This window comes from Paenarthrobacter sp. YAF11_1 (assembly GCF_052113445.1).
Lineage (GTDB): Bacteria > Actinomycetota > Actinomycetes > Actinomycetales > Micrococcaceae > Arthrobacter.
In genome coordinates this window covers 47,417-69,987 of the sequence record NZ_JBFRDF010000011.1, presented here as the reverse complement: position 1 = coordinate 69,987, position 22,571 = coordinate 47,417, and the positions used below count along the sequence as shown (strand labels likewise).

At 64.4% G+C, this 22,571-nt stretch carries 21 protein-coding genes; 6 read left to right on the top strand and 15 right to left on the bottom strand.

Going from position 1 to position 22,571, the window contains the following annotated elements:
* Position 1: 1 nt before the first annotated feature.
* The 5 genes from AB4Y77_RS16810 to AB4Y77_RS16790 all read left to right on the top strand — a co-directional run bounded on the left by AB4Y77_RS16810 (position 2) and on the right by AB4Y77_RS16790 (position 6,542).
* Positions 2-1,936 (top strand): DUF5107 domain-containing protein, encoded by a 1,935-nt coding sequence (locus tag AB4Y77_RS16810; protein WP_442014708.1) that lies wholly within the window; start codon positions 2-4, stop codon positions 1,934-1,936.
* Positions 1,937-2,034: 98 nt separating this feature from the next.
* Entirely contained in the window at positions 2,035-2,637 is a 603-nt protein-coding gene (locus AB4Y77_RS16805; protein ID WP_442014707.1) for a DUF1349 domain-containing protein, read from the top strand.
* 73 nt (positions 2,638-2,710) lie between these two features.
* Positions 2,711-4,945: an McrB family protein gene (locus AB4Y77_RS16800; protein WP_442014706.1), complete on the top strand. Its 2,235-nt coding sequence runs from the start codon at positions 2,711-2,713 to the stop codon at positions 4,943-4,945.
* 112 nt (positions 4,946-5,057) lie between these two features.
* Positions 5,058-6,266: a 5-methylcytosine restriction system specificity protein McrC gene (locus tag AB4Y77_RS16795; protein WP_442014756.1), complete on the top strand. Its 1,209-nt coding sequence runs from the start codon at positions 5,058-5,060 to the stop codon at positions 6,264-6,266.
* Between the two features lie 36 nt (positions 6,267-6,302).
* On the top strand, positions 6,303-6,542 hold the full coding sequence (locus AB4Y77_RS16790; RefSeq protein WP_442014705.1) for a PLD nuclease N-terminal domain-containing protein: 240 nt from the start codon (positions 6,303-6,305) through the stop codon (positions 6,540-6,542).
* A 5-nt stretch (positions 6,543-6,547) separates the two neighbouring features.
* Here the strand turns inward: AB4Y77_RS16790 and AB4Y77_RS16785 are convergent, their stop codons facing one another.
* Complete coding sequence (locus AB4Y77_RS16785; protein WP_442014704.1) at positions 6,548-8,218, bottom strand: sensor histidine kinase; 1,671 nt, start codon at positions 8,216-8,218, stop codon at positions 6,548-6,550.
* Between the two features lie 99 nt (positions 8,219-8,317).
* Between AB4Y77_RS16785 and AB4Y77_RS16780 the strand changes: the two genes are divergently transcribed.
* Positions 8,318-9,058: a response regulator transcription factor gene (locus tag AB4Y77_RS16780; RefSeq protein ID WP_442014703.1), complete on the top strand. Its 741-nt coding sequence runs from the start codon at positions 8,318-8,320 to the stop codon at positions 9,056-9,058.
* A gap of 14 nt (positions 9,059-9,072) precedes the next feature.
* On the opposite strand, the gene fdxA is transcribed toward AB4Y77_RS16780, so the two are convergent.
* The 14 genes from fdxA to AB4Y77_RS16710 all read right to left on the bottom strand — a co-directional run bounded on the left by fdxA (position 9,073) and on the right by AB4Y77_RS16710 (position 22,564).
* Positions 9,073-9,357, bottom strand: coding sequence for a ferredoxin (gene fdxA / locus AB4Y77_RS16775; protein ID WP_442014702.1), 285 nt, complete (start codon positions 9,355-9,357; stop codon positions 9,073-9,075).
* A 6-nt stretch (positions 9,358-9,363) separates the two neighbouring features.
* Positions 9,364-10,839, bottom strand: coding sequence for an aldehyde dehydrogenase family protein (locus AB4Y77_RS16770; protein WP_442014701.1), 1,476 nt, complete (start codon positions 10,837-10,839; stop codon positions 9,364-9,366).
* A gap of 26 nt (positions 10,840-10,865) precedes the next feature.
* Positions 10,866-11,678, bottom strand: coding sequence for an SDR family oxidoreductase (locus AB4Y77_RS16765; protein ID WP_442014700.1), 813 nt, complete (start codon positions 11,676-11,678; stop codon positions 10,866-10,868).
* The gene (locus tag AB4Y77_RS16760) at positions 11,678-12,634 is read right to left on the bottom strand and encodes a dihydrodipicolinate synthase family protein (protein ID WP_442014699.1); all 957 of its coding nucleotides are present in this window, start codon (positions 12,632-12,634) and stop codon (positions 11,678-11,680) included. Before AB4Y77_RS16760 ends, AB4Y77_RS16765 begins: the two co-directional genes overlap by 1 nt.
* Positions 12,635-12,682: 48 nt before the next feature.
* Positions 12,683-13,489, bottom strand: coding sequence for an enoyl-CoA hydratase-related protein (locus AB4Y77_RS16755; RefSeq protein ID WP_442014698.1), 807 nt, complete (start codon positions 13,487-13,489; stop codon positions 12,683-12,685).
* Complete coding sequence (locus tag AB4Y77_RS16750) at positions 13,486-14,742, bottom strand: CaiB/BaiF CoA transferase family protein (protein WP_442014697.1); 1,257 nt, start codon at positions 14,740-14,742, stop codon at positions 13,486-13,488. The genes AB4Y77_RS16755 and AB4Y77_RS16750 overlap by 4 nt, the downstream gene beginning before the upstream one ends.
* Positions 14,739-16,103, bottom strand: coding sequence for an FAD-dependent oxidoreductase (locus AB4Y77_RS16745; RefSeq protein ID WP_442014696.1), 1,365 nt, complete (start codon positions 16,101-16,103; stop codon positions 14,739-14,741). Before AB4Y77_RS16745 ends, AB4Y77_RS16750 begins: the two co-directional genes overlap by 4 nt.
* Positions 16,104-16,112: 9 nt before the next feature.
* Positions 16,113-17,444 carry an MFS transporter gene (locus tag AB4Y77_RS16740; protein WP_442014695.1) on the bottom strand — a complete coding sequence of 444 codons (1,332 nt, stop codon included), beginning with the start codon at positions 17,442-17,444 and terminating at the stop codon, positions 16,113-16,115.
* Between the two features lie 161 nt (positions 17,445-17,605).
* The gene (locus tag AB4Y77_RS16735) at positions 17,606-18,205 is read right to left on the bottom strand and encodes a helix-turn-helix domain-containing protein (RefSeq protein WP_442014694.1); all 600 of its coding nucleotides are present in this window, start codon (positions 18,203-18,205) and stop codon (positions 17,606-17,608) included.
* 90 nt (positions 18,206-18,295) lie between these two features.
* Positions 18,296-18,676: an Hpt domain-containing protein gene (locus AB4Y77_RS16730; RefSeq protein ID WP_442014693.1), complete on the bottom strand. Its 381-nt coding sequence runs from the start codon at positions 18,674-18,676 to the stop codon at positions 18,296-18,298.
* A gap of 342 nt (positions 18,677-19,018) precedes the next feature.
* Positions 19,019-19,501 carry a very short patch repair endonuclease gene (locus AB4Y77_RS16725; RefSeq protein WP_442014692.1) on the bottom strand — a complete coding sequence of 161 codons (483 nt, stop codon included), beginning with the start codon at positions 19,499-19,501 and terminating at the stop codon, positions 19,019-19,021.
* Positions 19,502-19,566: 65 nt separating this feature from the next.
* Positions 19,567-20,715 carry a cytochrome P450 gene (locus AB4Y77_RS16720; RefSeq protein ID WP_442014691.1) on the bottom strand — a complete coding sequence of 383 codons (1,149 nt, stop codon included), beginning with the start codon at positions 20,713-20,715 and terminating at the stop codon, positions 19,567-19,569.
* The gene (bioD, locus tag AB4Y77_RS16715; RefSeq protein WP_442014690.1) at positions 20,712-21,395 is read right to left on the bottom strand and encodes a dethiobiotin synthase; all 684 of its coding nucleotides are present in this window, start codon (positions 21,393-21,395) and stop codon (positions 20,712-20,714) included. Before bioD ends, AB4Y77_RS16720 begins: the two co-directional genes overlap by 4 nt.
* Positions 21,392-22,564 (bottom strand): 8-amino-7-oxononanoate synthase, encoded by a 1,173-nt coding sequence (locus AB4Y77_RS16710; RefSeq protein ID WP_442014755.1) that lies wholly within the window; start codon positions 22,562-22,564, stop codon positions 21,392-21,394. Before AB4Y77_RS16710 ends, bioD begins: the two co-directional genes overlap by 4 nt.
* Positions 22,565-22,571 lie beyond the last annotated feature (7 nt).

Below are 22,571 nucleotides of genomic sequence, written 5' to 3'. Positions count from 1 at the left end.
CGTGGCCACCACCACCAGCTCCAACCTCACCGTCACCACCATTTCCCTGACCATGGCCGAGCTCGGTCCGCTCAACCCGTTGCCCGTGGTCGCCGCGGAGCTCGACCAGCCCTACACCGTGGGCGAAGGCGTGTCGGAGGAACTCCAAGCATCGGCCCGCTACGGTGTGGTGCCCAACATCTACCCGTATCTCATGCAGGACGGCTACAGCCGAGAGGCGGCGCCCCGGGAGGTCCCCGCCGTCGTGCTGGAAAACAGCAAACTGAAGGTGACCGTCCTCCCGTCCCTGGGTGGCCGCATCTGGGAGTTGCTGGACAAAGCGACCGGCAAGCAACTCCTCCACACCCACGATGCGCCGCAGCTGGCCAACATCGCGCTGCGCAAGGCCTGGTTCGCGGGCGGGCTGGAATGGAACATCGGTACCCGCGGCCATTCGCCCACCAGTTGCGATCCGCTGCATACGGCGATCGTGCACACCCCGGACGGTAAGCACATCCTGCGCATGTGGGAGTTCGAACGGCTGCGGGAAGTGGTGTTCCAAGTGGACATGTGGTTGCCGGAAGACTCAGCCGTTCTGTTCGCCGCCGTCCGGCTGCGGAACCCCAATGACCACGACGTCCCCATGTATTGGTGGAGCAACGCAGCCATCCCGGAGACAGCCCGGACCCGTGTCATCGCCCCGGCGGACGAAGCTTACGGCAGCGACTACACCACGGACATCACCCGCGTCCGGCCCACCAAACACGAAGGCTATGACGGCACGTGGCTGGTCAACAGCCCGCACGCGGCCGACTTCTTCTTCGACATCGACCCCTCCGAGCGGCGTTGGGTTGTGGCCGCAGACGACGACGGCGACGGGCTGGCGATGCTGTCCACGGACCTCCTGCGGGGAAAGAAGCTCTTCGTGTGGGGCCAAGGCCAGGGCGGGAAACGGTGGCAGGAGTGGTTGAGCCCCGGGGCTGGCCCCTATGCCGAGATCCAGGCAGGTCTTGCGCAAACGCAGTTTGAACACCTGGTGATGCCAGCCGGCGCCCAGTGGGCCTGGGTAGAGGCGTACGGGAACGGGCATCTGGATCCGGAGACCTCGCACGGTGATGATTGGGACGCCGCGGTGGCCCACGCCGGCGAACGCTTGGAAGGGCTTCTGCCGCACGAAGAACTCGAGGCGATGCTTCCCGCAGCCATCGCCGACGCCGACGTCCCGCCGTCGACAATTCTGCTGCACGGCAGCGGCTGGGGCGTGGTAGAGCGTGCACGCCGCCTGAAAACAGGCAGGACGTGGATCGATGAGAGCGGAACCCCGTTCGTGGACGAGAGCGTCACCGGGGAGCAGGAGCCTTGGCTTGGGCTGCTGCAGGGAAAAGTGTTCGACGGCGCGCCCAGCTTCGTCGCCGGGGCGGACTGGGAGGAGTTGCTGGCAGGGCAGAACAGTCCTGACGCGAAGCTGCATCTGGCCACCATGAAGCACGGCCGGCAAGACCTGGAGGGGGCCAAGACTGCCTACGGCGAGGTCCTGGCCACCAACGCCGGGCCGGGGACTACGGCGCTCGCACATCGTGGGCTGGGATTGGCGTTGCTCGCCGGCGGACAGGACACTGAAGGACTTGCTGAGCTTCGGAAGGGCGTGGAGTCTGACTCCGCCAACCCTGCGTTGCTCACCGAAGCCATCACGCTCAGCATCCGGCACGGGGACCCGGCGATGGCGCTGGAACTGAACGACTCGTCATCAAAGGAGGGTGCCGCCGTCGGACGTTTGACGTTCCTCAGGGCGCTGGCGCTTGCACGAACCGGGAACCCCACTGCAGCGGCCGCGATCCTGCGTGAGGGCGTCGAAATTCCGGACCTCCGCGAGGGCGAGGACGCGCTCGCGGCGCTGTGGCAAGAAGTCTGCCCGAACGAGGCGGTGCCGGAGGCGTACCAATTCGGAATGCACTAGGGATCTTTTTCGGCGGCACCGGGGTGGCCTCCCGCACATCCGGGGCAATGTCTGAAAGCGTGTTCTCGACGAATCAGCGACGACGAACGGAGCACGGATTGATCCCCGAAATACCAGGACTGCCGCCCTTGGAGTGGACGTCTTCAGCTGGGCACGCGAGCTACGACGAAGCGGAGGGGGCGCTGACGCTCACGGCAGCTCCCGGCGTCGATTGGACCAACGATTCCCTGGGAGGCGAGCCGCAGCACGGCTCCACGGCGCTGGGCTTCAGGGCGCCGGCGGCATTCTCGCTCTCAGCCCGGGTTCTGGTGGCCTCACCCAGGACAACGTTCGACGCCGGTGTGTTGACGTTGTGGGCGGACAGCGACCACTGGGCCAAGCTCTGCTTCGAGTACTCCCCGCAAGGAGAGGCCATGGTGGTCAGCGTGGTCACCAACGGCTATTCCGACGATTCGAACGGCCCCGTGGTCACAGCACCCTGGGTCTATCTGCGGGTCAGCAGGGTGGGTCCAGCATGGGCGTTCCACTCATCAGCCGATGGCAGGGAATGGTCATTTGTCCGCCTGTTCAGGTTGGATTCGGAGAAACCCGTGCACGTCGGTTTCATGTCGCAGGCGCCCATGGGAGAGAGCTGTGAAGCACGTTTTGACGCCATCGAATTGACGGAAGAACCTCCGGCTGACTTGCGCGACGGACGTTAGCGCCGGTCAAACGGGCAGGGCGGCTGCCTGTGGATATCCAGATGCTTAGGTAAGCCAAACAAGGTAAGTTGGCATGGTGATTTCCTCCGTAAAACCTGCCATTGACCGCGCCCCCGGAGTCTCCAAGGAGATCGAGGACGCGGCCTGGTATGTGCTCGGTCCGGCGCTGCAGGGGAGACCCTCGGCGCTGGACGGCCGGACACTGACGTGGACCGGGGACGCCGCCGGTGAGCTGTTGGAACGGCTTGAGCGCGGGGTGGAAGATTCCAAAGCTCCCATGATGACCAACCTTCGGCAGAACCTGGAAGGCGCGTCGCGTGAGGCCAAGGTGCTGGCCGTGGAATTGCTGTTCCTGCAGTCGTTGCCGCTCGCGCACGAGGTCAAGTCCCTCAGGGTGAAGCGAGCCCGTGTTGCCGAGGCCGCGTCCTGGGTTGAGCCGGCCGTTGAGCTGCCGGAGCAACTCTACGAGGGCATGACGGACCATGGAGTCATCCGTGACCGCACGGCCGAGTTCAACTGGACCATCTGGGACCACCTGAAGTGGTTGTGCCGTTTTGCAGCGCACGTGGACGGCCAGAACACGGCCACCATCAATGAGGCCCTCGAGGACCCACTGAAGTTCCACGAACTCGCGGTCGCTACACCCGAGGACCAACCGGCCCTGCGCCGCAGCATCGAATACCTGGTGTGGCCCAGCTATTTTGAGCCCGTGGTGGCGGATGTGGAGCGTCAGGAGATCCGGGACGCCTTTGCTTCGCTCGTCGGCGGTGCCAAGGGTGATTCGGACGAGGACATCACCGCGGACATCCACCGCATCCGCCTGCACCTGGACGAGCAAGCCGGGCAGCGCATCGACTGGTACGCCCGCCAACTGGTGAGCCAATGGCGCAAAGTGGGAGATCCAGGCCGTCGCTCCTGGCTCCTGCGCACACATCACGACAATGCGGACCTCTTGGCTGCCTGGGTTGCCGAGGAGAAAGCCACCTTGGACGTGGAGCATCTGCGTACCCTGACCGCGGGGGTTACGGCGGGCGTGGTCCAACATGCCGTGGACGAAGACTACAAACACCTTGGCTATGTGGAACGCGAGGATACCAAGACCGCCGTCTTCGCCTTCCTGACGGTCATGAAACCGGGCGATCTCACGCTCTACCAGCACGCGGGCCGGGTCCGTGTTGGCGTGGTCCTCGGCGAGCCCGAACACCACGAGGACAACCGCCGGATCCGCCGCAAGGTCCGCTGGTTCGATGACAGTTATGCCATCCCCGAACTTCCCCGGCATGCCCAGCGGCAGTTATCTACCCCCGGCATCCTCGTGGACGTCACCCGGGTCATTCAGGCACTGCAGGAACTACTCCCGGTAGAAGCCGAAACCGACGGCGAGGACGAAGCCCCGCCCACCGCCGTCGTCGAGGTTGTCCAGCAAGGCTTCCGGCCCCTGACCGAAGAATTCGCCGCGTCCCTGCACATGGACCTCGAACCGTTGACGGAAATCGCGGAACTGCTCGAAGAGAACCGGCAGCTGGTCCTTTACGGTCCTCCGGGAACCGGCAAGACGTACCTTGCCAAGCACCTCGCTGCTGAGCTTGCGGGCGACCACACCGACGAACGGGTGAAGCTGGTCCAGTTCCACCCGTCGTACGCCTACGAGGATTTCTTTGAGGGCTACCGTCCGGACAAGACCGACGACGGCCAGGTCTCCTTCAAACTGGTCGCGGGACCCCTGCGCCGGCTCGCGGAGGAAGCCGCCAAGCCGGAAAACGCGCACAAACCGTACTTCCTCATCATCGACGAAATGAACCGCGCCAACCTGGCCAAGGTGTTCGGTGAGCTCTACTTCCTGCTGGAGTACCGGGACGACCGCATCTACCTTCAATACAGCCCCAATGAGCCGTTCAGCTTGCCTGACAACCTCTACATCATCGGCACCATGAACACGGCTGACCGTTCCATCGCCATGATGGACGCAGCCATCCGGCGCCGTTTCGCGTTCATCGAGCTGCACCCCAAGGAGGAACCGATCCGCGGCACGTTGCGCCGGTTCCTTGCAGCGCGCGGCCTGGACACGCTCAACGCGGACCTGCTGGATGCGCTCAACGACGCTATTGACGACTGGGACCGGGACCTGATGATCGGGCCGTCGTACTTCATGAAGAACGCCGCCCAGAATCCCACGGGCCTGCGCCGGATCTGGAAGTACGAGCTCATGCCGCTGTTGGAAGAGCACTACCACGGGCAACTGAACCGGGCACAGCTGGAGGAGCGCTTCGGCCTGGAACAGCTGCTGGGACGTCTTGCAGCCCGCTAAGGCCATCCCGCCGCGGCCGGGCCGGGCACCTGCCAGCGCCGGGCGTGCTACCGCCAGCGCCGGCCGGGCTCCCGCCAGCGCCAGCCGGGTCACGGGCCCCCGGCATATCGTCATGGATGAGCTGTCCGGCGGCGTGGTGGACAAGCTCGACCCCCAGTCCGCAGCGTTCATCAATACCAGTGGCCTGGCGAAGGCCTCGCCGATGGGCATGGGCCTGTACCGGATTGAACCGGTGGGCAAGGTGGGCTCGGTCCGTACTGCCGCGGTGCAGTTGGAAGTCCGTCCCAAGGATCGCCTTGGCCTCAGCCGGTTGCTGTTCCTCCTCAGCTACGCAGGTGAACAAGGCTTTCGGGACCATTCGGTGGAGGCCGTAGAGCACCCGGATTTGTGGAGTGCCCTGGCGGAATCGCTGGCGCAGCTGGCGGACAGGGCCCTCAGCCGCGGCGTCCTGCAGGGCTACCTGACAGTGGAGGAATCGCTGCGGACCGTCAAAGGCCGGATCCGGATCTCTGACCAGATCTCCCGCCGGCCCGGAATGATGGTGCCGCTGGAAGTGTCCTACGACGAATTCACGGAGGATATCGCCGAGAACCGTATTCTCCGTGCCGCGTTGGAGCGGATGGGAAAGGTGCCGGGGGTACGGCCCGACGTCCTGAGCCGCTTGCGGCAGCTCAAGGGAAAGCTCGACGCCGTGACGCGGCTTCAGTCCGGGGCGCCGCTGCCGCCGTGGCGGGCCAGCCGGATGAATCTCCGGTACCACCCCGTGTTGAGGCTCTCTGAAGTGATCCTGCGCAATGCCTCCGCGGAAGCCGGCGAGGGCAAACAGCAAACAGCGTCTTTCGTGGTGGACATGGCCAAGGTGTTCGAGGAGTTCGTGGGGACCGCGCTGCGCGGAGCCATGAGCGCCCATCCCGGGGAGATGCGCCTCCGCTACGGAGCTCTCTTGAACGAGGCCGTGTATGACTCGGACCGGCTCACCGTACGTCCGGATGCCGTCCATTTCCTGGGCGGCCGTCCCGTGGTGGTCTATGACTCCAAGTACAAAGCAGCGTCCGACGCCGGGGCCTCGCTCAGTGCCGACCATTACCAATTGCTGGCGTACTGTACGGCGCTGCGGGTTCCCACTGCCTGGTTGGTATATGCCGGCCGCGGGGACGTGAAACTGCGGCGGATCCTGAACACGGACATCGACATCGTGGAGTATCCGTTGGACCTGTCGCTGCCGCCGTCGGAAATCCTGGCAGCGGTGGCGGACCTCGCTGAACAGTCCTGGGGCGAAGTAGTACGCCAGGCTGTGGCGGGCCGATCGGCGTCGGACTAGCCTGAGAGGTAAACCGTTCCTCGACTAGGAGGCATTATGGCCGGCAAGAAATCCTGGCGTGACATGAGCAAGGGCCAACGCATCTCGGTCATGGTCAGCGGAGCCCTGAACCTGGCTTTGCTGGTGGCCGCGCAACGCAGCATCGCCAAGACCCCGGATTCAGATATCAGAGGCAAAAAGGCTGTCTGGCGCGCGGTGTCGTTCATCAACTTCTTCGGCCCGGTCAGCTACTTCCTGTTCGGCCGCCGTCGTGATGCAGCGGGGCGCAAGAACTAAAACGCTCAGGCGGGCACTTTCACCGTAAACGTGGTGCCGCGGCCTGGTTCGCTCTCCAACGTGATGGTGCCGCCGTGCGCTTCCACGATGGCCTTGCTGATAGGAAGCCCCAGCCCGACGCCGGGTATGGCGCTCTTTCGAACCCCACCGGCCCGGAAGAACTTGGTGAAGGCTTCCGCCTGCTCCTCTTCGTTCATGCCCATGCCCGTGTCAGTGACGCGGCAAAACACAAAGTCATCGTCCTCCCAGGCGGCCACTTCCACGTCGCCGCCGTCGGGGGAGTACTTGATGGCATTGGACACGAGGTTGTCCAGCACTTGCGCAATGCGCGAGGAATCGACGTGGGCTTCCAACGCCTCGGGAAGGTCCACCGAGAGGCGGATGCCTGCTTTGGCTGCCCGTGGTTCCGCGGAGCTCACGCTGCCCCGGACCAGCTCAGCGACGTCAACTGCGTGGGGCTGGATGACGATTTGGCCTGAGCGCACGGCCAGTAGATCGGAAACAAGAGTGAGGAGTCGCTCCGCGTTGCGCCGGACGATGTCGAGTTGTTTGCGGGACCGCGCATCGAGGGCGTCGGGGTCGTCCAGAATCAACTCGACGTAGCCCAGGATGGACGTCAACGGGGTCCTGAACTCGTGGGAGACGTTGGAAACAAAGTCGTCCTTGGCCGCCAAGGCGTTCACCAGGTCCGTGACGTCGCTGAACACCACCACCGATCCCGCGAACTTTCCAGCGTCGTCCATCATAGGCCGGGCACTGGCGGTGAAGGCGCGTTGGCCCTCGCCGGCACCGAGCCAAACCAGTTGGTCGGTGAACCGCTCGCCCAAGACCGCGCGGCGCACGGGACGGCGGTCCGCGTCCAGCGGCGTGATCTTGTCGACGTCGAAGATCAGCAGCTGGGACTCGTTGGGATCGTTGTTATCGGCAGGAGTGGCGAGCGTGTGGGTCTGGCGTTGGCGACGGTTCATGAGGATGTCATGACCGTCGCCGTCTACGGCTACTACTCCCAGCGGCAGGGCTTCCATCACGGTATTCAGGAGTCGTTCCTGCTTGGTGCTGACCTCCAGGGCCGCTTTGAGTGCCTCGTCTTTTTCCTCCATCGCGCGCTGCTGGCGCACCATGGACAAGGTCAGGACGCTGACGGACACGCCGATTCCAAGGATCAGGATGGGGAAAAGCAGCGGCTTGGTAAGGGCCTGTTCGGTGACGTCTCCCCTGACAAACAAGGGAACCCACACAATGCCCAACGGCCCAAGGAATGACAGGACGATGGCCAATTTTGGATAAAGGCCCGACGCGCAGAGCCAAATAACAGGCAGCACCACCAGAACGCTGAGGCCAGTAAGTGCTTCTTGTCCACCTTCACGGCCGAAGGCTATGGAGACCATGTCCAGGATGGGGATTGCCAGAAAGCTGGGAAAGGGCAGCCGGTGCCACGGCACAATGACGCAGACGGCAAGGAGGAATGCCTGGCTCAGCAGGAATATCAGGAAGTATGGATTCTCCAGCGTTGCCGGGAAAAAGAGCCAGACCAGAATGGCCGAAAGACAAACACAAACTGACAACGGCAGTTGGCTGAGGACAACCCGCATCCTCAGGGTATGTTCGTGGAAAGAGCGTTGAAAAACCAAGAGTTTCTTCTTTTCACCAAAATCCCAAGTCGAAGGGTGGGTCATGGCACATCCACCACGGATGCAGAAGAAAGTCGGTTCATGAGATCAGCCTAACCATAATGGATATACTTCTGAGGTTATCGAAGGGGCTGAGGGGCAGCGATGAGTGAAGTACGTGTGGGGCTGGTCATTGAAGATGACCAGGATATTCGCGAGCTGGTAAGGGTAGTTCTATCCCAGGCGGGGTTTGATGTGCACACTGCGTCCACCGGATCCGCGGGTGTGACGTCGGCGCGTGAACTGAATCCGGACGTCATTACGTTGGATCTTGGCCTCCCGGACATTGATGGTTTTGAGGTTGCCCGCCAGATCCGCAAATCCTCCGATGCCTACATCATCATGCTGACCGCCCGCGCCGAGGAGCTCGACACCCTCATGGGTCTGGAGGCCGGTGGCGACGATTACCTCACCAAGCCGTTCCGGCCCCGCGAATTGCGCGCCCGGGTTGAAGCCATGATGCGAAGGCCCCGCGCGTCGTCGGACTCCAGGAACGTCGCGGAAGTTGCGGATCCAGAGGTGAGCCACAACGGCTTGGCCGTCTCGGCAGGTTCCCGGACCGCCGTCTTGAACGGCACGGAGCTGAAGCTCACCCGCACCGAATTCGACCTCCTGCTTGCGCTGCTGGAAACCGGACGGATTGTTCGGACCAAGTCTGATCTCGCGCGTCGCCTCCGCAACGAACCGTACGACGTCGGAAGTTACGTCAGCGACGCCGACGAACGGGCCGTTGAGGTCCACATGGGCAACCTGCGCAAGAAACTCGGCGACAGCATCCAGGCGCCCCGCTGGCTTGAGACGGTCCGCGGCGTCGGTTACCGCCTCGCGCCCTCGTCAAGCAACTAAGTGACACGCACCAGCTAAACCACCCGCAGGGGCTCCGCCGCGATCACCGGGTGGTCGCGGGTGGTGTCTTCGAAGAACTCCACGTTGGCCCGGACATAGTCCGCCCATTCGTCCGGGACGTCGTCGGCGAAGTAGATTGCTTCCACAGGGCAGACAGGGTCGCATGCTCCGCAGTCCACGCACTCGGAGGGGTGGATGTAGAGCGAGCGTTCGCCCTCGTAGATGCAGTCCACCGGACATTCATTAATGCAGGCTTTGTCTTTGACATCAACGCAGGGCTGGGCGATCACGTAACTCATGCCGGGTCAGACACCCGTGTAGACGGTTTTGCCCCACGTGTAGAAGTCCAGTGCGGACCTTCCCTGCTCGCGGAATGTGTTGGTGGAGGAATCCTTCACGCCACCGAAAGGCACGTTGAGGTCCAGCCCCGCAGTGGGGCGGTTCACCTTGACCACACCTGCTTGGGCGCGGGCAGCGAAATCCGTGGCGAGGGCCAGCGAGTCCGTGCAGATGCCGGCGGTGAGCCCGTAGCGGGAGTCGTTGATGGCAGCCAGTCCGGCTTCGTAATCGGGAACTTCAAGTACCGCAACTACAGGTCCGAAGATCTCCTCGGTGACCGCGGCGTCGTCCATCGGCAGGTCCGTGAGAACCGCGGCGGGGAAGAACAGCGGACCGCTCGGGTCGCCGTCGTACTGTCCGTGCAGGAGGGTTGCGCCGCGTTCGACGGCGGTGCGCACCGCGGCTTGGTCCTGCCCGAACTGCTGCCGGCTCACCACCGCGCCCATCCGGGTGCCGCTGTCCAGCCCGTCGCCGGTGCTGTACGCGGCTGCTTCCTCGACCAGCGCGTCCAGGAACGCTGCGCGGATGCCCGGCGTCACGTAGACACGCGAGGTGGCCGTGCAAGCCTGTCCGGTCAGGCCGAAAGCACCTGCGGCCACCACCTGCGCGGCTTTGCGGGCATCGGCGTCGTCGAGGACCAGGACACCGTTCTTGCCGCCCATTTCCAACTGGACGCGGGCCCGGCGGGCGTTGAGGATCTCCTGCAGTCCGAGGCCCACCTTGGTGGATCCAGTAAAGGACATGCCGGCAATGCGGGGATCCCGGGCCAGGGCATCGCCCACTACGCGGCCCTTGCCGTGCACCACGTTGAAGACTCCGGCGGGCAGCCCTGCGTCCTGCAGGACGCGGGCCAGATGGGTGGCGGACAGCGGAGTGAGCTCCGCGGGCTTGATGACCACGGTGTTGCCGCTGATCAGTGCCGGGGCCGTCTTCCAAGCCGGTATGGCGATGGGGAAGTTCCACGGCGTGATGAGCCCGATGACGCCCAACGGTTCGCGGCGCGTGGTGATGGTGGTGTCCGGCAAGCCGCTGGGAAGGACTTCGCCGGTGGCCGCCCAACCGAGCGAGCCGAAGAACCGGAGGACGTCCGAGGCGCGTTTGACCTCGCCCTTGGCCTCGGCCAGGGTCTTGCCTTCTTCGCGGACCAGGTCCTCGGCGATGGCAGCCTGGCGTTCGATCAGGAGGTTGCCGGCAGCGATGAGGATGGCGCCGCGCGACGGTGCGGGCAGGGCAGCCCAGGCCGGTTGCGCGGTGGCGGCGGCCGAAATGGCAGCGTTGACATCCTCTGCTGTGCCGCTGGGGGAGAGCGCCGCCACCTCGTCCGGACGGGCCGGGTTCAGCCTCTGGGTGTCTGCTTCGCCCAGCCATTGGCCGTTGATGAGGTGTTGTGCGGTGATGGTGGTGTTTAGGGCAGCGGTGGTTTCCAAAGCTGTGGACGTCATGGCGTTTCCTTTGAAAGTAGTGGGGGTTAGAGGCTGCGGATCAGGCCGCCGTCGCACCTGAGCGCGACGCCAGTGATGTACGACGCCGGCGCGCTGCACAGGAACGCTGCAGCCGCACCGAACTCGGCGGGTTCTCCATACCGGCGGGCGGGGATGGTCTTACGGGATTCGAGTTGGATGTCTTCCAGGGTGGTGCCGCGTCGTTTGGCGGCGGCCTGGTCAAGCTGGGTGACCCGGTCGGTTGCGATCCTGCCGGGCAGCAGCAGGTTCACGGTGACCTCGTCCAACGCCACTTCGGCGGCGAGGGTCTTGAGGTAGCCGGCCAGCGCTGCTCGTCCGGTGTTGGACACTGCGAGGTTGGGCAGCGGTGCCGAGACCCCGCTGGAGCCGATGGCCAGGATCCTGCCCCAGCGTCGTGCCCGCATCCCCGGTAGGACGTGCGATACCAAGGCATGGTGTGGTTTGAGCAGGAGGTCGAAGGCCGCGGCGATGTCCTCGGAGCTCAGGGTTGCAGCGGCGCCGGGCTTGGGGCCAGGACCGTTGAGGACCAGGATGTCGATGGGGCCCAGGTCCGCCACTGTCTGTTCGACGGCGGATTCGATGCCTTCTCCAGTGGTAAGGTCCGCTTCGATGGCCACGGCGTCGAAACCGCTGGTCCCCAGTGATCCAGTCCCGTACGCAGCCTGCAGTTCCGCGACGATCTCCTTGGCGCGGCCGCGGCGGCGGCCGACGATCGCCACCCGCACTCCTTCTGCGGCCAGAGCACGTGCCACGGCCAGGCCGAGCCCGCCGGTGGACGCAGCAACCAGGGCAGTCTTTCCGGCGATTCCCAGGTCCATCAGAAACTCCCTACGGTTGTCTTCACTGTTGTTGTCGCGGTTTCCAGCGCCGCAGCGGCTTCGCGAAGGTGTGTTCCCATACCGGCCCGCAGGTTTTCGGGGAAGCCAGCCGCTGGTGCACGGACACCGGAGTCCTTGATAAGGCCGCGCTCGCGCAGGCACTCCTTGCGGATGGCCAACGCCACCTTTGCCTGCTGCTCAAAGTTGATCAGCGGGAGGTACGGCAGCAGCTCGCGCTGGGCTGCGTCATACCCGTCCTGCTGCCAGGCCCGGACGCAGGCGATGAGTGCCTCGGGGTAGGAGAAACCGGTCATGGCGCCGCCCGCGCCGGCCATGAGCTCGTCCAGCAGGCCCTGCCCGCCAAGGCCACCAAAGATGGAAACCCCGACGGCGGCCTTCAGTTCCGCGATCGCGACGCTGGTGGGTGGCGCTTCGGCCTTGACGGCGATGACGTAGTCACAGGCCCTGACAACGGAGATCAGCGCCGACGTGGCGATGCTGACACCGCTGGCCAGCGGATAATCCTGCAGGACAACCTTGGCGCCGGTGGCCCGGTGAATGGCCTCCAAGTGCGCAATCACCGTCTCAGCCTTGGCCGAGTTGGCCTGCACCATCACAGCCGCGAGCCGGGTGCCGGCACTGTTTTGGGCGGCTCGGACTTCCTCGATGGCCGGGCGGGTTGCCAGGGCGGTCACGCCAACCACCAACGGAAGTGAGGTGCATTCCACCACGGTTTCCAGGACATCGCGGCGTTCCTCGGCCGTGAGCGCGGCTGCTTCGCCGAAGACGCCCAGGACGGTGAGGCCGGTTGCGCCGATGGCTTCATAGTGCTCCACGAGCCCGGACAGGCTGTCCAGGTCCACGTCCAGCGTGCTTCCTTGGAACGGTGTGGCAACAACGCCCCACACGCCGGACGGCAGGGATTCTCGGTTTTTGGGCGCAGAAGATTGCGTCATGGTTGGTTCCTTTCAGTGCGAAGTGCAAAGTACGGGAAGACGGAATGCTCAGCGGCCCGGCCAGGCGGGCATGCGCTTTTCCTGGAAGGCGCGGACGCCTTCGGCGGAGTCTTCGCTGTCCAGGGCAGCCATGAGGGCCGGCAGGCGAAGCCCGCGTGCCTCTTTGGCCGTGAGATGGGCGGTCTGTGTGACCATCTGCTTCACTGCCCGGACCGAGGTGGGGGCGCAGGCCAGGATCTGGTCCACCCAACGCTGCACCGCGGCGTCGAGCTCTTCAGCGGGAACCACCTCGTTGACGAGTCCCATGGACTGCATTTCCGCGGCGTCGGCTTTCCGAGCGGTGAGCAGCATTCCCATGGCCTGCGTGTAGGGGATCCGCCGCACCAACTGGTGGATGCCGCCGTCGAGCGCCAACCGCCCAACCCGGGGCTCGGTCAGGCCGAACTTCGCGGTATCGGCCGCCACCACGATGTCTGCTCCCAGCACCATCTCCATGCCGCCGCCCAGGGCGTAGCCGTTGACGCGGGCGATCACGGGGACATCGAGGGTGGTGCGCAGGCTCAGGCCACCGAAGCCGTTGGGATCGAGTCCGGCCCAGTACTCCAAGCCGGTCTTGTCCACGGCGGAGGCTGACATGTCCGCACCAACTGAGAAGGCACGCGGGCCGGCACCCGTGATGACCACGGCACGCACTGATGGGTCGTTCTCCAGCTGCTCCCAGATCTCATTGAGTTGGGCGTGGGTGGCAGCGTCCACGGCGTTCAGGACGTGCTGGCGGTCGATGACCACTGTTGCCACATGGTTCTCGATAGTGAGGGTCACAGCGTCAACGCGGGACTCCACAACAGCCGTCATCGGAGGACCCCCAGTTGCTGCAGGCGTTCGATGGTTTCTTCGTCGAAGCCGTTCTCCAACAGGACCTCAACGTTGTGCTCGCCGAGGCGAGGTGCCGCGCGCCGGATGGTGGGAGGCGTGGCCGAGAGCCGGATGGGTGCGTTCAGCATGCGCACCGTTCCTACTGAGGGGTGTTCGGCTTCCACGATCATGCCGTTGGCTTCGGTCTGTGCATCCGCCAACGCCTGCTCCAGGGTGTGCACCGGAGCGTTGAGCAGCCCCTGTTCCTCGAGCTGGTGCGTCCAGTACTCGGTGGAGTTGGTGGCGATATGCTCGCGGAAGATCGCCTGCAACGCCGGCTTGTTCTTGAACTGCTGCTCGAGGCTGGAGAATTCCGGCCGCTGCGTCAGGTCTTCGTCCAGGCCCAGGGCGTCGGAGATCCGTGCCAACGGGTCCGGGGTGAAGCCGCCCACCATGCACACGGCACCATCGGTGGTTTCGAAGACACCGCTCAGGGGCATCGCACCCCAGTTGACCTCGTAGCCGCGGTTGAGCTGCATGCACGCCTCCTGCATCTGAAGGTGCAGCATGGAGTCGTACATGGTCACCTCCACGCGCTGGCCAACCCCGGACGTTTCACGGGTGCGCAAGGCCAGCAGGATGCCCTGCATGAGGTGCATGCCCGTGATGTAGTCGCAGAGCGTGGTGGGGTAGATCGCCGGTTTGGTGTCCTCGGACTCCCGCCGCCACATCACACCGGAGTAGGCTTGCGCGATCGCGTCCTGGCCGCCCTTGTGCGAGTAGGGGCCGGCAGGTCCGAAGCCGGTGCCGGAGGCCCAGATGATTCCCGGGTTCGCAGCCTTGAGTTCTTCGTAGCCGAAGCCCATGCGCTCCATGACGCCGGAGCGGAAGTTGCTGACCACTACGTCGGCGTCCGCCATGAGCCGGTGCAGCACCTCGCGGCCTTCGTCCGTCCGCGTGTCCACGGAGACGCTGCGTTTGTTCCGGTTGATGGACAGGAAAATCGGGTTGTCCTGGCCATCCTGGTCCGGGAACGAGTTTCGGGAGATGTCGCCGGCGCCGGGACGCTCCACCTTGATGACGTCAGCGCCGTAGTCGCCCAACAACTGCGTGCAGGACGGGCCCATGAAAACCTGCGTGAAATCCACGATCTTGATGCCGTCCAGTGGGAGCGGCACCGTTGCCGGGGCAGTGGCGGCGAGTGCCGCCGTCGTGCTTTCCTGCTGTTCCGGTTCTACCGTCACGGTGCTCATGCCGGCACCGCTGCGGTTGCGTCCACTGTGGCGTTCGACGACGGGACGTCGCCCGGGTCTGCGCCGTGGCGGCGCATGCCCTGCTGGATATCCAGCGCGGAGACGTCCCGGACCAGGACGTTGTTCTCCACGGCGAGGGCCGCCGCGACGCCGACGGCTTGGCCCATGGCCATGCAGGGCGGGATCTCGCGGGACATTTTCTGCGCCTCCGGTGTTGCGGAGTAGTGGCGGCCGGCCACCAGGAGCTGGTCCACTTCCTTGGGCAGCAGCGAACGGTACGGATAGTAGTAGTCGCGGCCGCGGGCCACAGTGTCCTCGAAGTGGCGGCGCTGCGTGACGTCGTCCTTGGTCATGACGTACTCGCCCTGCAGAAGCCGGGTCTGGCGGACCCCCATCTGGGAGGCGACGTCCAGCATGTAGCAGTTTTCGAAGCCGGGGAGGTTGGCGCGGACGTAGTCCACGGCCTCGGAGATGCGGTCACGGGCGGCGAATTCTGCGGCGGTCATGTCGGCGGGATCCACGCCGTCGAAGCCTGACATGTGCGGAGCGTTGCACCAGACCACGCCGTCGATGGGCGTCTTGAGCCACCAGAGTTCCCAAGCGCCGCCGAGGAGGCGCTTGATCTTGCGGTTGATGGCGCGGGCTTCCTTGGGGTTGGCCTGTTCGAAGGCTTCGGCGGCGTTGGTGTCCACGTTGCCCAGGCGGAAGACGAGGGTGGTGAGGTAGTTGTCCTTGGCGTAGCTGGCGCCGGCCCGGGAAGCGACGTCGATGTCGCCGGTAGTGTCGATGACGACGTCGGCCATGAAGGCCTGCGGGCCCAGTTTCGTCTCGCAGATGACACCCTTGATCACGCCGTTGTCCACGATGGGGCGGGAGAACCAGGAGTGCAGGCGCAGGTCTACGCCAGCTTCGCGGACGAGGTCGTTGGAGACGCGCTTCCAGCCGTCGGGATCGAAGGCTGCTGCGTAGCAGATGGGCTTCGGGTTGGTGTGGGAGTGGAAGTCGAAGGTGCCGTAACGGCCCCACTTGTTCCAAAGTTCCTCGGAGGTCTTGCGGTCATCGGCCGGCGGGACGATGGCCAAGCCCAACTTCTGGAGGCGTTCCACGTATTCGGAGACGATGCCCGTGACAGTGATTTCCTGGCCGTTGATCATGTCATCGAGTACCAGGACCATGCCGCCGGAGGCCAAACCGCCCAAGGAAGAGTAGCGTTCCAGCAGCGTGACCTTGGCACCGGAGCGGGCGGCGGTGACGGCTGCGGCCACACCTGCGGGACCGCCGCCGACTACCAGGACGTCGGAACGTGAGATGACCGGGGCGGTGAGGTCCGCCATCGTAGTGCTGAGTTCAAGCGTATTCATGATGAGTCCTTACTTTCCGACGAAGATGCCGTTGGAGCGGCGTGCGGCGAGGTAGAAAACGATGCTGAGGATGGAGAGGACGGCCACGTAGACCGGGAAGACCCAGGTGATGTTCAGTGACTGGAACCAGACCAGGAGGTAGGAAGCGGTGCCGCCGAAGAGAGCCACGCCAATCCCGTAGCCCAGGGCTACGCCGGTGCCGCGGATGTTCTTAGGCATGAGGGACGAGCTGACCACGTTGTAGAGGGTCATGTTCAGGACCAGGACAATGGAGCCGCCCAGGAGGACCGCTGCGAAGCCGCCGATGCCTGGCTGGACGTACATCAGCATGAGGAACACGGACGGGATGGCGAGGATGCGGGTGACCAGGAACCACTTGGACATCGCCTTGCCATCGGCCAGTTTGCCGATGACCCAGCTGCCGATCACCAGGATGACGCCCAGGATGGTGGTGAGGGCGAAGACTGCGGTGGGATCTTCCTTGAAACCGCTGCGTGCTGCGCTGGGGAGACCGACGTTCCAGGCGTAGTTGTACGCCTGCGCTGCGCCCACCACGAAGATGATGGCAAGGACGGAGAGCCAGTGCTTACGGACTCCGGACCATACTGCCCGCGGAGTGTTGGTGGCCATTTCCTCGGCTTTGAGGGTTTCCGGCAGGGAGCGGCGGAGGTAGAGAACCACGAAGCCGAAGAGGGCACCGATGATGAAGGGTACGCGCCAGCCCCAGTCAGCCATGGCTGCACCGCCCAGGACCAGGCTGCAGAGGAAGCTGATGAGCGAGGCCAGCAGGATCCCGATGTTCACGTAGAAGGACATGATGCCCGCTACGTAGCCTTCGCGGCCCTCCGGGGCGAGTTCGACGGCGTGCGAGGTGGAAAGCGGCGCTTCGATGCCCGTTGAGATTCCCTGCAGGACCCGGCACACCAGCAGGATGATGCCCGCCGCGGGGCCGATGGTTTCATAGCTCGGAGTGACGGCGATGATCAGCGTGGTGCCGGCCATCAGCATGATGGACAGCAGCATGACACGGCGCCGGCCAATGCGGTCTGCGAGGGTTCCGAGGAGGATGCCACCCAAGGGGCGGAAGGCGAATCCGACGGCGAACACGGCCAAGGCGTTCAGCGTTGCGGAGAGCGGATCGGTATTGGGGAAGAAGTTCGGTCCGATGAAGGCGGAGAGGAGGCCGAAGACCATCCAGTCGTACCATTCCAGGGCGTTTCCGAGGCCAAGACCGAGCAGGCCCTTGCGGACTTCGGGGGTGAACTTCGCGTTCTTGCCGGGGGATGTGTGGCTGGTTTGTGGTGACGGGACTTCATTGTCCGTCGTGGTGGTGTCGAGCATGGAAGTGTCCTTACGCTGACGCCCCGGAGGGCGTGGGAGGGTATGACGCAGGAACGCCTGATGGAAGAGGCGCTTGATGCGAAAGTGGCAAGGATTGTCAGCGGCCACGGTTTCGTGTCCGGACAGTTAAGGGAAAACGCTGGCGCCGAGGGGCGGCAGGGTTACCACGCGTGTGGTGCGTTGACCCAGATGGCTACGCATACCTCTTCGTAGCTGTTCTTGTACCAGTGGGGGATCTCTGAGGAGTAGGTGATGGAGTCGCCCTCTTCAAGGCTGTAGCAGACGCCGTCCAAATAGACGTCTTTACGGCCGGAGATGATGTAGCAGAACTCTTCACCGCTGTGGGTAAACGGGGTGTCGCTGGTGTCGTGCCCTGGGGGCGTGCTGATCCACTGCGCTTCGATGCTTCCGTCGCGGTTCGGGGTGAGCAGCTCGTGCACTGCTTCACCTACGGATTCGCGGGTGACGTTCTTAAGGTTGCGCCGATCGGATTTGCGGACCACAGGGGATTTGGATTCATCCTGGCCGATGAAGAATCTTCCTACCGGGATGTCCAGGCCGTGGGCCAATTGAGCCAGTGTAGTGAAGGACGGGTTGGCCATACCGCGTTCGATCTGGCTGACGATCGCCTGGCTGAGCCCGGTGATGTCCGAGAGTTGGGCGAGGGTCATACCCTTTGCCTTGCGCATGGTGCGCACCTTGTTTCCCACCGTGGCCAGCAGTTCGCTGGTGGCCGGCGGAGCAGGAGTCTCGGTAGTCATTGCCGCATCCTTCGTTGGTGAGCTAACTCACACAACTATAGTGAAGATTTTTAGCGAGTCAATGGTTTCTCTTCAATAAGGTGAAGAAATTCACAGGAGTGGTGTTTCAAGCTCGCTGATGGTCCCGCCCACGAAGCGGTCGATTTCGCTGACTTGGGCAGAGAGCTCGTGCAGGTGGTCCGCGTTGGGCAGCAGCCTGATGCTGATTTCCAGCTCGGTAGCCAGGCGGTTCATGCAGATGGCACCCACCATGTGGCTGGAAGTCTTCAGGCTCAGGACCGCATCCATGGCATCTTCCATGTCCAAGTGTTCCAACGCCCTGTGGAGCCGGGACACCCGCCAAGGCAACAAGGCAACATAGTTGCGGACGAAGGCGCTGATGATGGCCTGGTCTCCGCCGAGCTCCGCCTGAAGCTCGGTGAGGACGGTGCGGTCCACCAGGGAGTCAGTGCACTCGTCGTACTCAGACACCAGACTCCTCCCGCCTCCAAACAATAGATTCACGATTCAACAGTAGGACCCGCGGAACGATGGAAGCGCCGGAAATCGAAAGCTTGATCCAATCTTGAGCGGACTCAAAGGGAGTCTTGATAGGCGGCCCCCAGAGTAGGACAGCAGAGGCAAGATCACGGATCTGGGGGATTCCAGGCTTGAATCAAGAAACGGGAAAAAGCATGAACAGCAGTGCTCGTCCATCACCAGGTCTGATGGTCATCGTCGTCTTTTGCATGACCGTTCTACTCGGCATCGGTGGGACCGCAGCGTACGCACTATGGGAACAAGGCACCCCCACCAAAGCCACTGACCGGGCCGTCAGCTCTGCCCCGGCTGTCTCTTCCGCCCCGTAGACGGGGAGCAGTGCGGGCCGTCCTCCAGGAATTGTGTGAGCCTGACTTCAAGAACCGACCGGTCCTTCAGTTCGCACTCCCACACCGTCAACACGTCCCAGCCGCCGGCGGCCAGTTGTTCCCGTTGCAGGGCGTCGCGCTCGCGGGTCCGGGTCCGCTTGGTTTCCCAGAACTCCGCGTTGGCCGCTGGCGCATGCTGACCCACGCGGCACGTATGGAAATGCCAAAAACAGCCGTTGACGAAGATGACTTTGTGCCGGCCCGCGAACACCAGGTCCGGTCGGCCAGGCAGCTTCGCCGCTCCGGACTGTCCATGCAGCCGGTACCGGTAACCCTTCGCGTGCAGCAGTCTGCGGACCAGCAACTCAGGCTTGGTGTTCTTGCCGCGGATCTTGGACATGTTGCGGCTGCGCTGTTCAGGCGTCAGGAGGTCCCGGCTCTCGCCCATGCCTCCAGCCTACCCAGGTGGAGTTTTTGTACACCTCCTGCCCTCAAGAGCGGGTTTTAGGGGCATTAGGTGTACAAAAACTCCAGGGTAACTGTCCGGGGTGCCTGGAACGACAACAGTCGCAGCCATTCCGGGTTTGAGTCGTGCAGTCGGACACCTTTGAGGGCTGCCGCGGTTTCATGAACGACGACGGCGGCCTCCAGTTCCGCGAGTTTGGCACCAAGGCACCGGTGGATCCCCGAGCCGAAAGCAAGGCCATATGGCGTGGGGCCGGGCCGTACGGGTTCCTCCGCCCACGGAAATCCGTGATTGCCCGTCAACTCCAACAGGATTTCCTCACCCGCGGGGATGTGCCGGCCATCCAGCTCCGTGTCCCTGCTGGCTACCCGTCGCCAGGTGAGGACGGAGGACTCGGTGGCAAGGATGTGCCGGACCAGGTCGCGGGCCTTGGATGCTGTAGCTGCCTCGCACCATGAGATGCCACGGGATCCCTCAGCCAGCCGGAACAAGGTGGTGCTGATCAGCTGCGTGGTGGTCTCCTGCCCGGCGATCAGCAGGAAGTACCCCAGGGAGCAGACCTCAGGGATGCTGAGGCCGTGGCGGGCCAGTGCGCTGAAGAGGTTGGGGCTCGGTGAGGCCACGGATTCCAGGACCAGCTCCCTGAGCCAGCGGTAGAAGTCGGCTGCGCTGTGGGCCAGCTCAAGTTGCCGGTCCGCATCCGGCCAACCCCAGAACAGTTCCAAGGAATCCAGGCTCCACGCTTTCAGCGCAGGCACATCGCGAACGGGTAGGCCCAGCATCTCCAGCATCACAATGGCCGGCGGGTCGGCGGCCACTGCCTGCACCACATCAACCGTCCCTCCGGTGGCCAGCAGGTGAGCTGCACGGGCTGCTGATACGCGGGCCAGGCCACGGATGCGCGGTTCCATCGCAGACACCTTCGCCGGCGTGAAGAAGCCCGCCACCACCTTGCGGATGCCCGCGTGGGTCCCGGTATCGTTGCTGGCCAGAACCGGGGGGAGTGCAAACCGGGCCTTCTGCAGCACGCGGAGTGCCGGCCCGCTCAGCGGCGTTACGGCCAGCAACGCGTTGGCCGGGCTGAAATCGTCGGGCCTGTGCAGGACTTCCCTCACGGTATCCGGGGTGCGGAGCACCATATAGGGACAGGTTCCGGCGTCCGGAAGTCCGGTCTCAGCTGTCAACGCTGCGCTCATACCGGCAACCCCTCAAGCCATCCGGATGCTTCTGCCCGGAAGTCGGCAGGATCCAGTCCTGACGCGCCGGCACCCACCGCACCCAGGAAACGAACGGGCCACGAGGTGATGGTTGCCCTGTTGGTCAGCTCCACCGCCCCCGGCGTCGGTGCCCATGCTCCGAGGACCACCCCCACCACCGGCAGGCTCCTGCGGTCCAACGCCTCCAAGGTCAGCGCCGTGTGGTTCAGCGTGCCCAACGCAGGCCGCGCCACCACCACGAAGCCAGCCACATCACCAAGGTGCGTGCCGAGATCAGCCAGTGTCCCGCCGTCGTGGTCCAACTCCACCAGCAAGCCGCCCGCCCCTTCCACCAGCACGTAGTCGTGACTGGCTGACAGCTCGCGGATCCGCCCGGCATGAATCCGCAGCGGCGGCAACCTGACCTCGTCCAGCGCAGCGGCCGGCACGGGGGCCATAGGCTCTTGAAGAACGACGCCGGCCTCCGCAGTCCGGGGACCAGCCAACCGGGCCACTTCGGAGCAGTCGGAATCGCCCTGCACGCTTCCGCTCTGGCACGGCTTGTAAACGGCTACAGTCCGTCCGCGTAGCTGCAGCGCGGCGGTGAGGGCCGCCGTCGTGATGGTCTTGCCCACACCGGTATCGGTGCCGGTGACCAGGATGATGGGAGGCAGTTTCATGATGTTCTCTCCAGGATGCTGCGCAACACTGCGCAGGCGTGGTCGATCTCAACAGGTGTGAGTGTGGCCCGAGCTGTGAGGCGAAGCCGCGACACCCCATCGGGAACGGACGGTGGTCGGAAGCAGCCCACCAGGACGCCTTCCGAGCTCGCTTCCTCGCTGGCAGCGAGCGCTGCCGCCGAGGAGGGCATGGGGATGGATTGGACGGCTCCAACAGAAGGCTCGACGACGGTGCCGAGCCTCTCCATCACGGGCTGAAGTTGGGCCGCCAGCGCAGTTGCGTTGCGGTGGACGGCTGCTGACCGCCATGGTTCTGCCCGCACGATGCCGATGGCGGCGAGCGCAGCGGCAGCCGCCGGGGGAGCCAGTGCGGTATCGAAGATGAAGCTGCGGGCCCGGTTCACCAGATGCTCCCTCAGCAAGGACGAGCCGAGGACGGCACCGCCTTGGCTGCCCAGTGCTTTGGACAGGGTGGCGGTGACGACGACGTTGGGGTGTCCGGCGAGCCTGGTTCCGGCCACTGCGCCGTGTCCCTGCGTGCTCCCGCTTCCCGCGACGCCCAGGCTGTGGGCTTCGTCAATCAGCAGCATGGCGTCGTGTGCTTCGGCCAGTTGCAACAGTTCGGCAAGCGGCGCCGCATCGCCGCCCACGCTGTAGATGGATTCCACGGCGATGAGGGCCCTCGGTTGGGTGCGGTTCGTTAGCTGGGCAGCCGCATCCTGGACGCTGTTGTGCGTGAACTCCTTGACCTCGGAACGGCTCAACCGGAACCCGTCCATCAACGAGGCATGGCATTGCTCATCGGCCACGATCAACGTCCCCGGACCGCCAAGAGCCGTGGTGACGCCAAGGTTCGCCAAGTAGCCGGAGGAGAAGACGAGTGCCGTGTCCATACCGGTGAGCTGCGCGAGTTCGTGCTCCACCTCCAGATGCAGCTCCGTGGTTCCCGCCACCAACCGGGACGAAGTGGCACCGGTACCCCAGCGACGGATCGCGTCCATGGCTGCTTCGGCGAGCCGGGGATCGGTGGCCAAGCCGAGGTAATCGTTGCTGGCAAGGTCAACCACCCCGTCCCTTGACCCGCGCACCCTTGGCGTCCGCACCCTTGGCGTCCGCACCAGCCCCCGGCGCTCGCGGACCCGGGCCTGGTCCTCCAACCACTGCGTCATTGCCGGG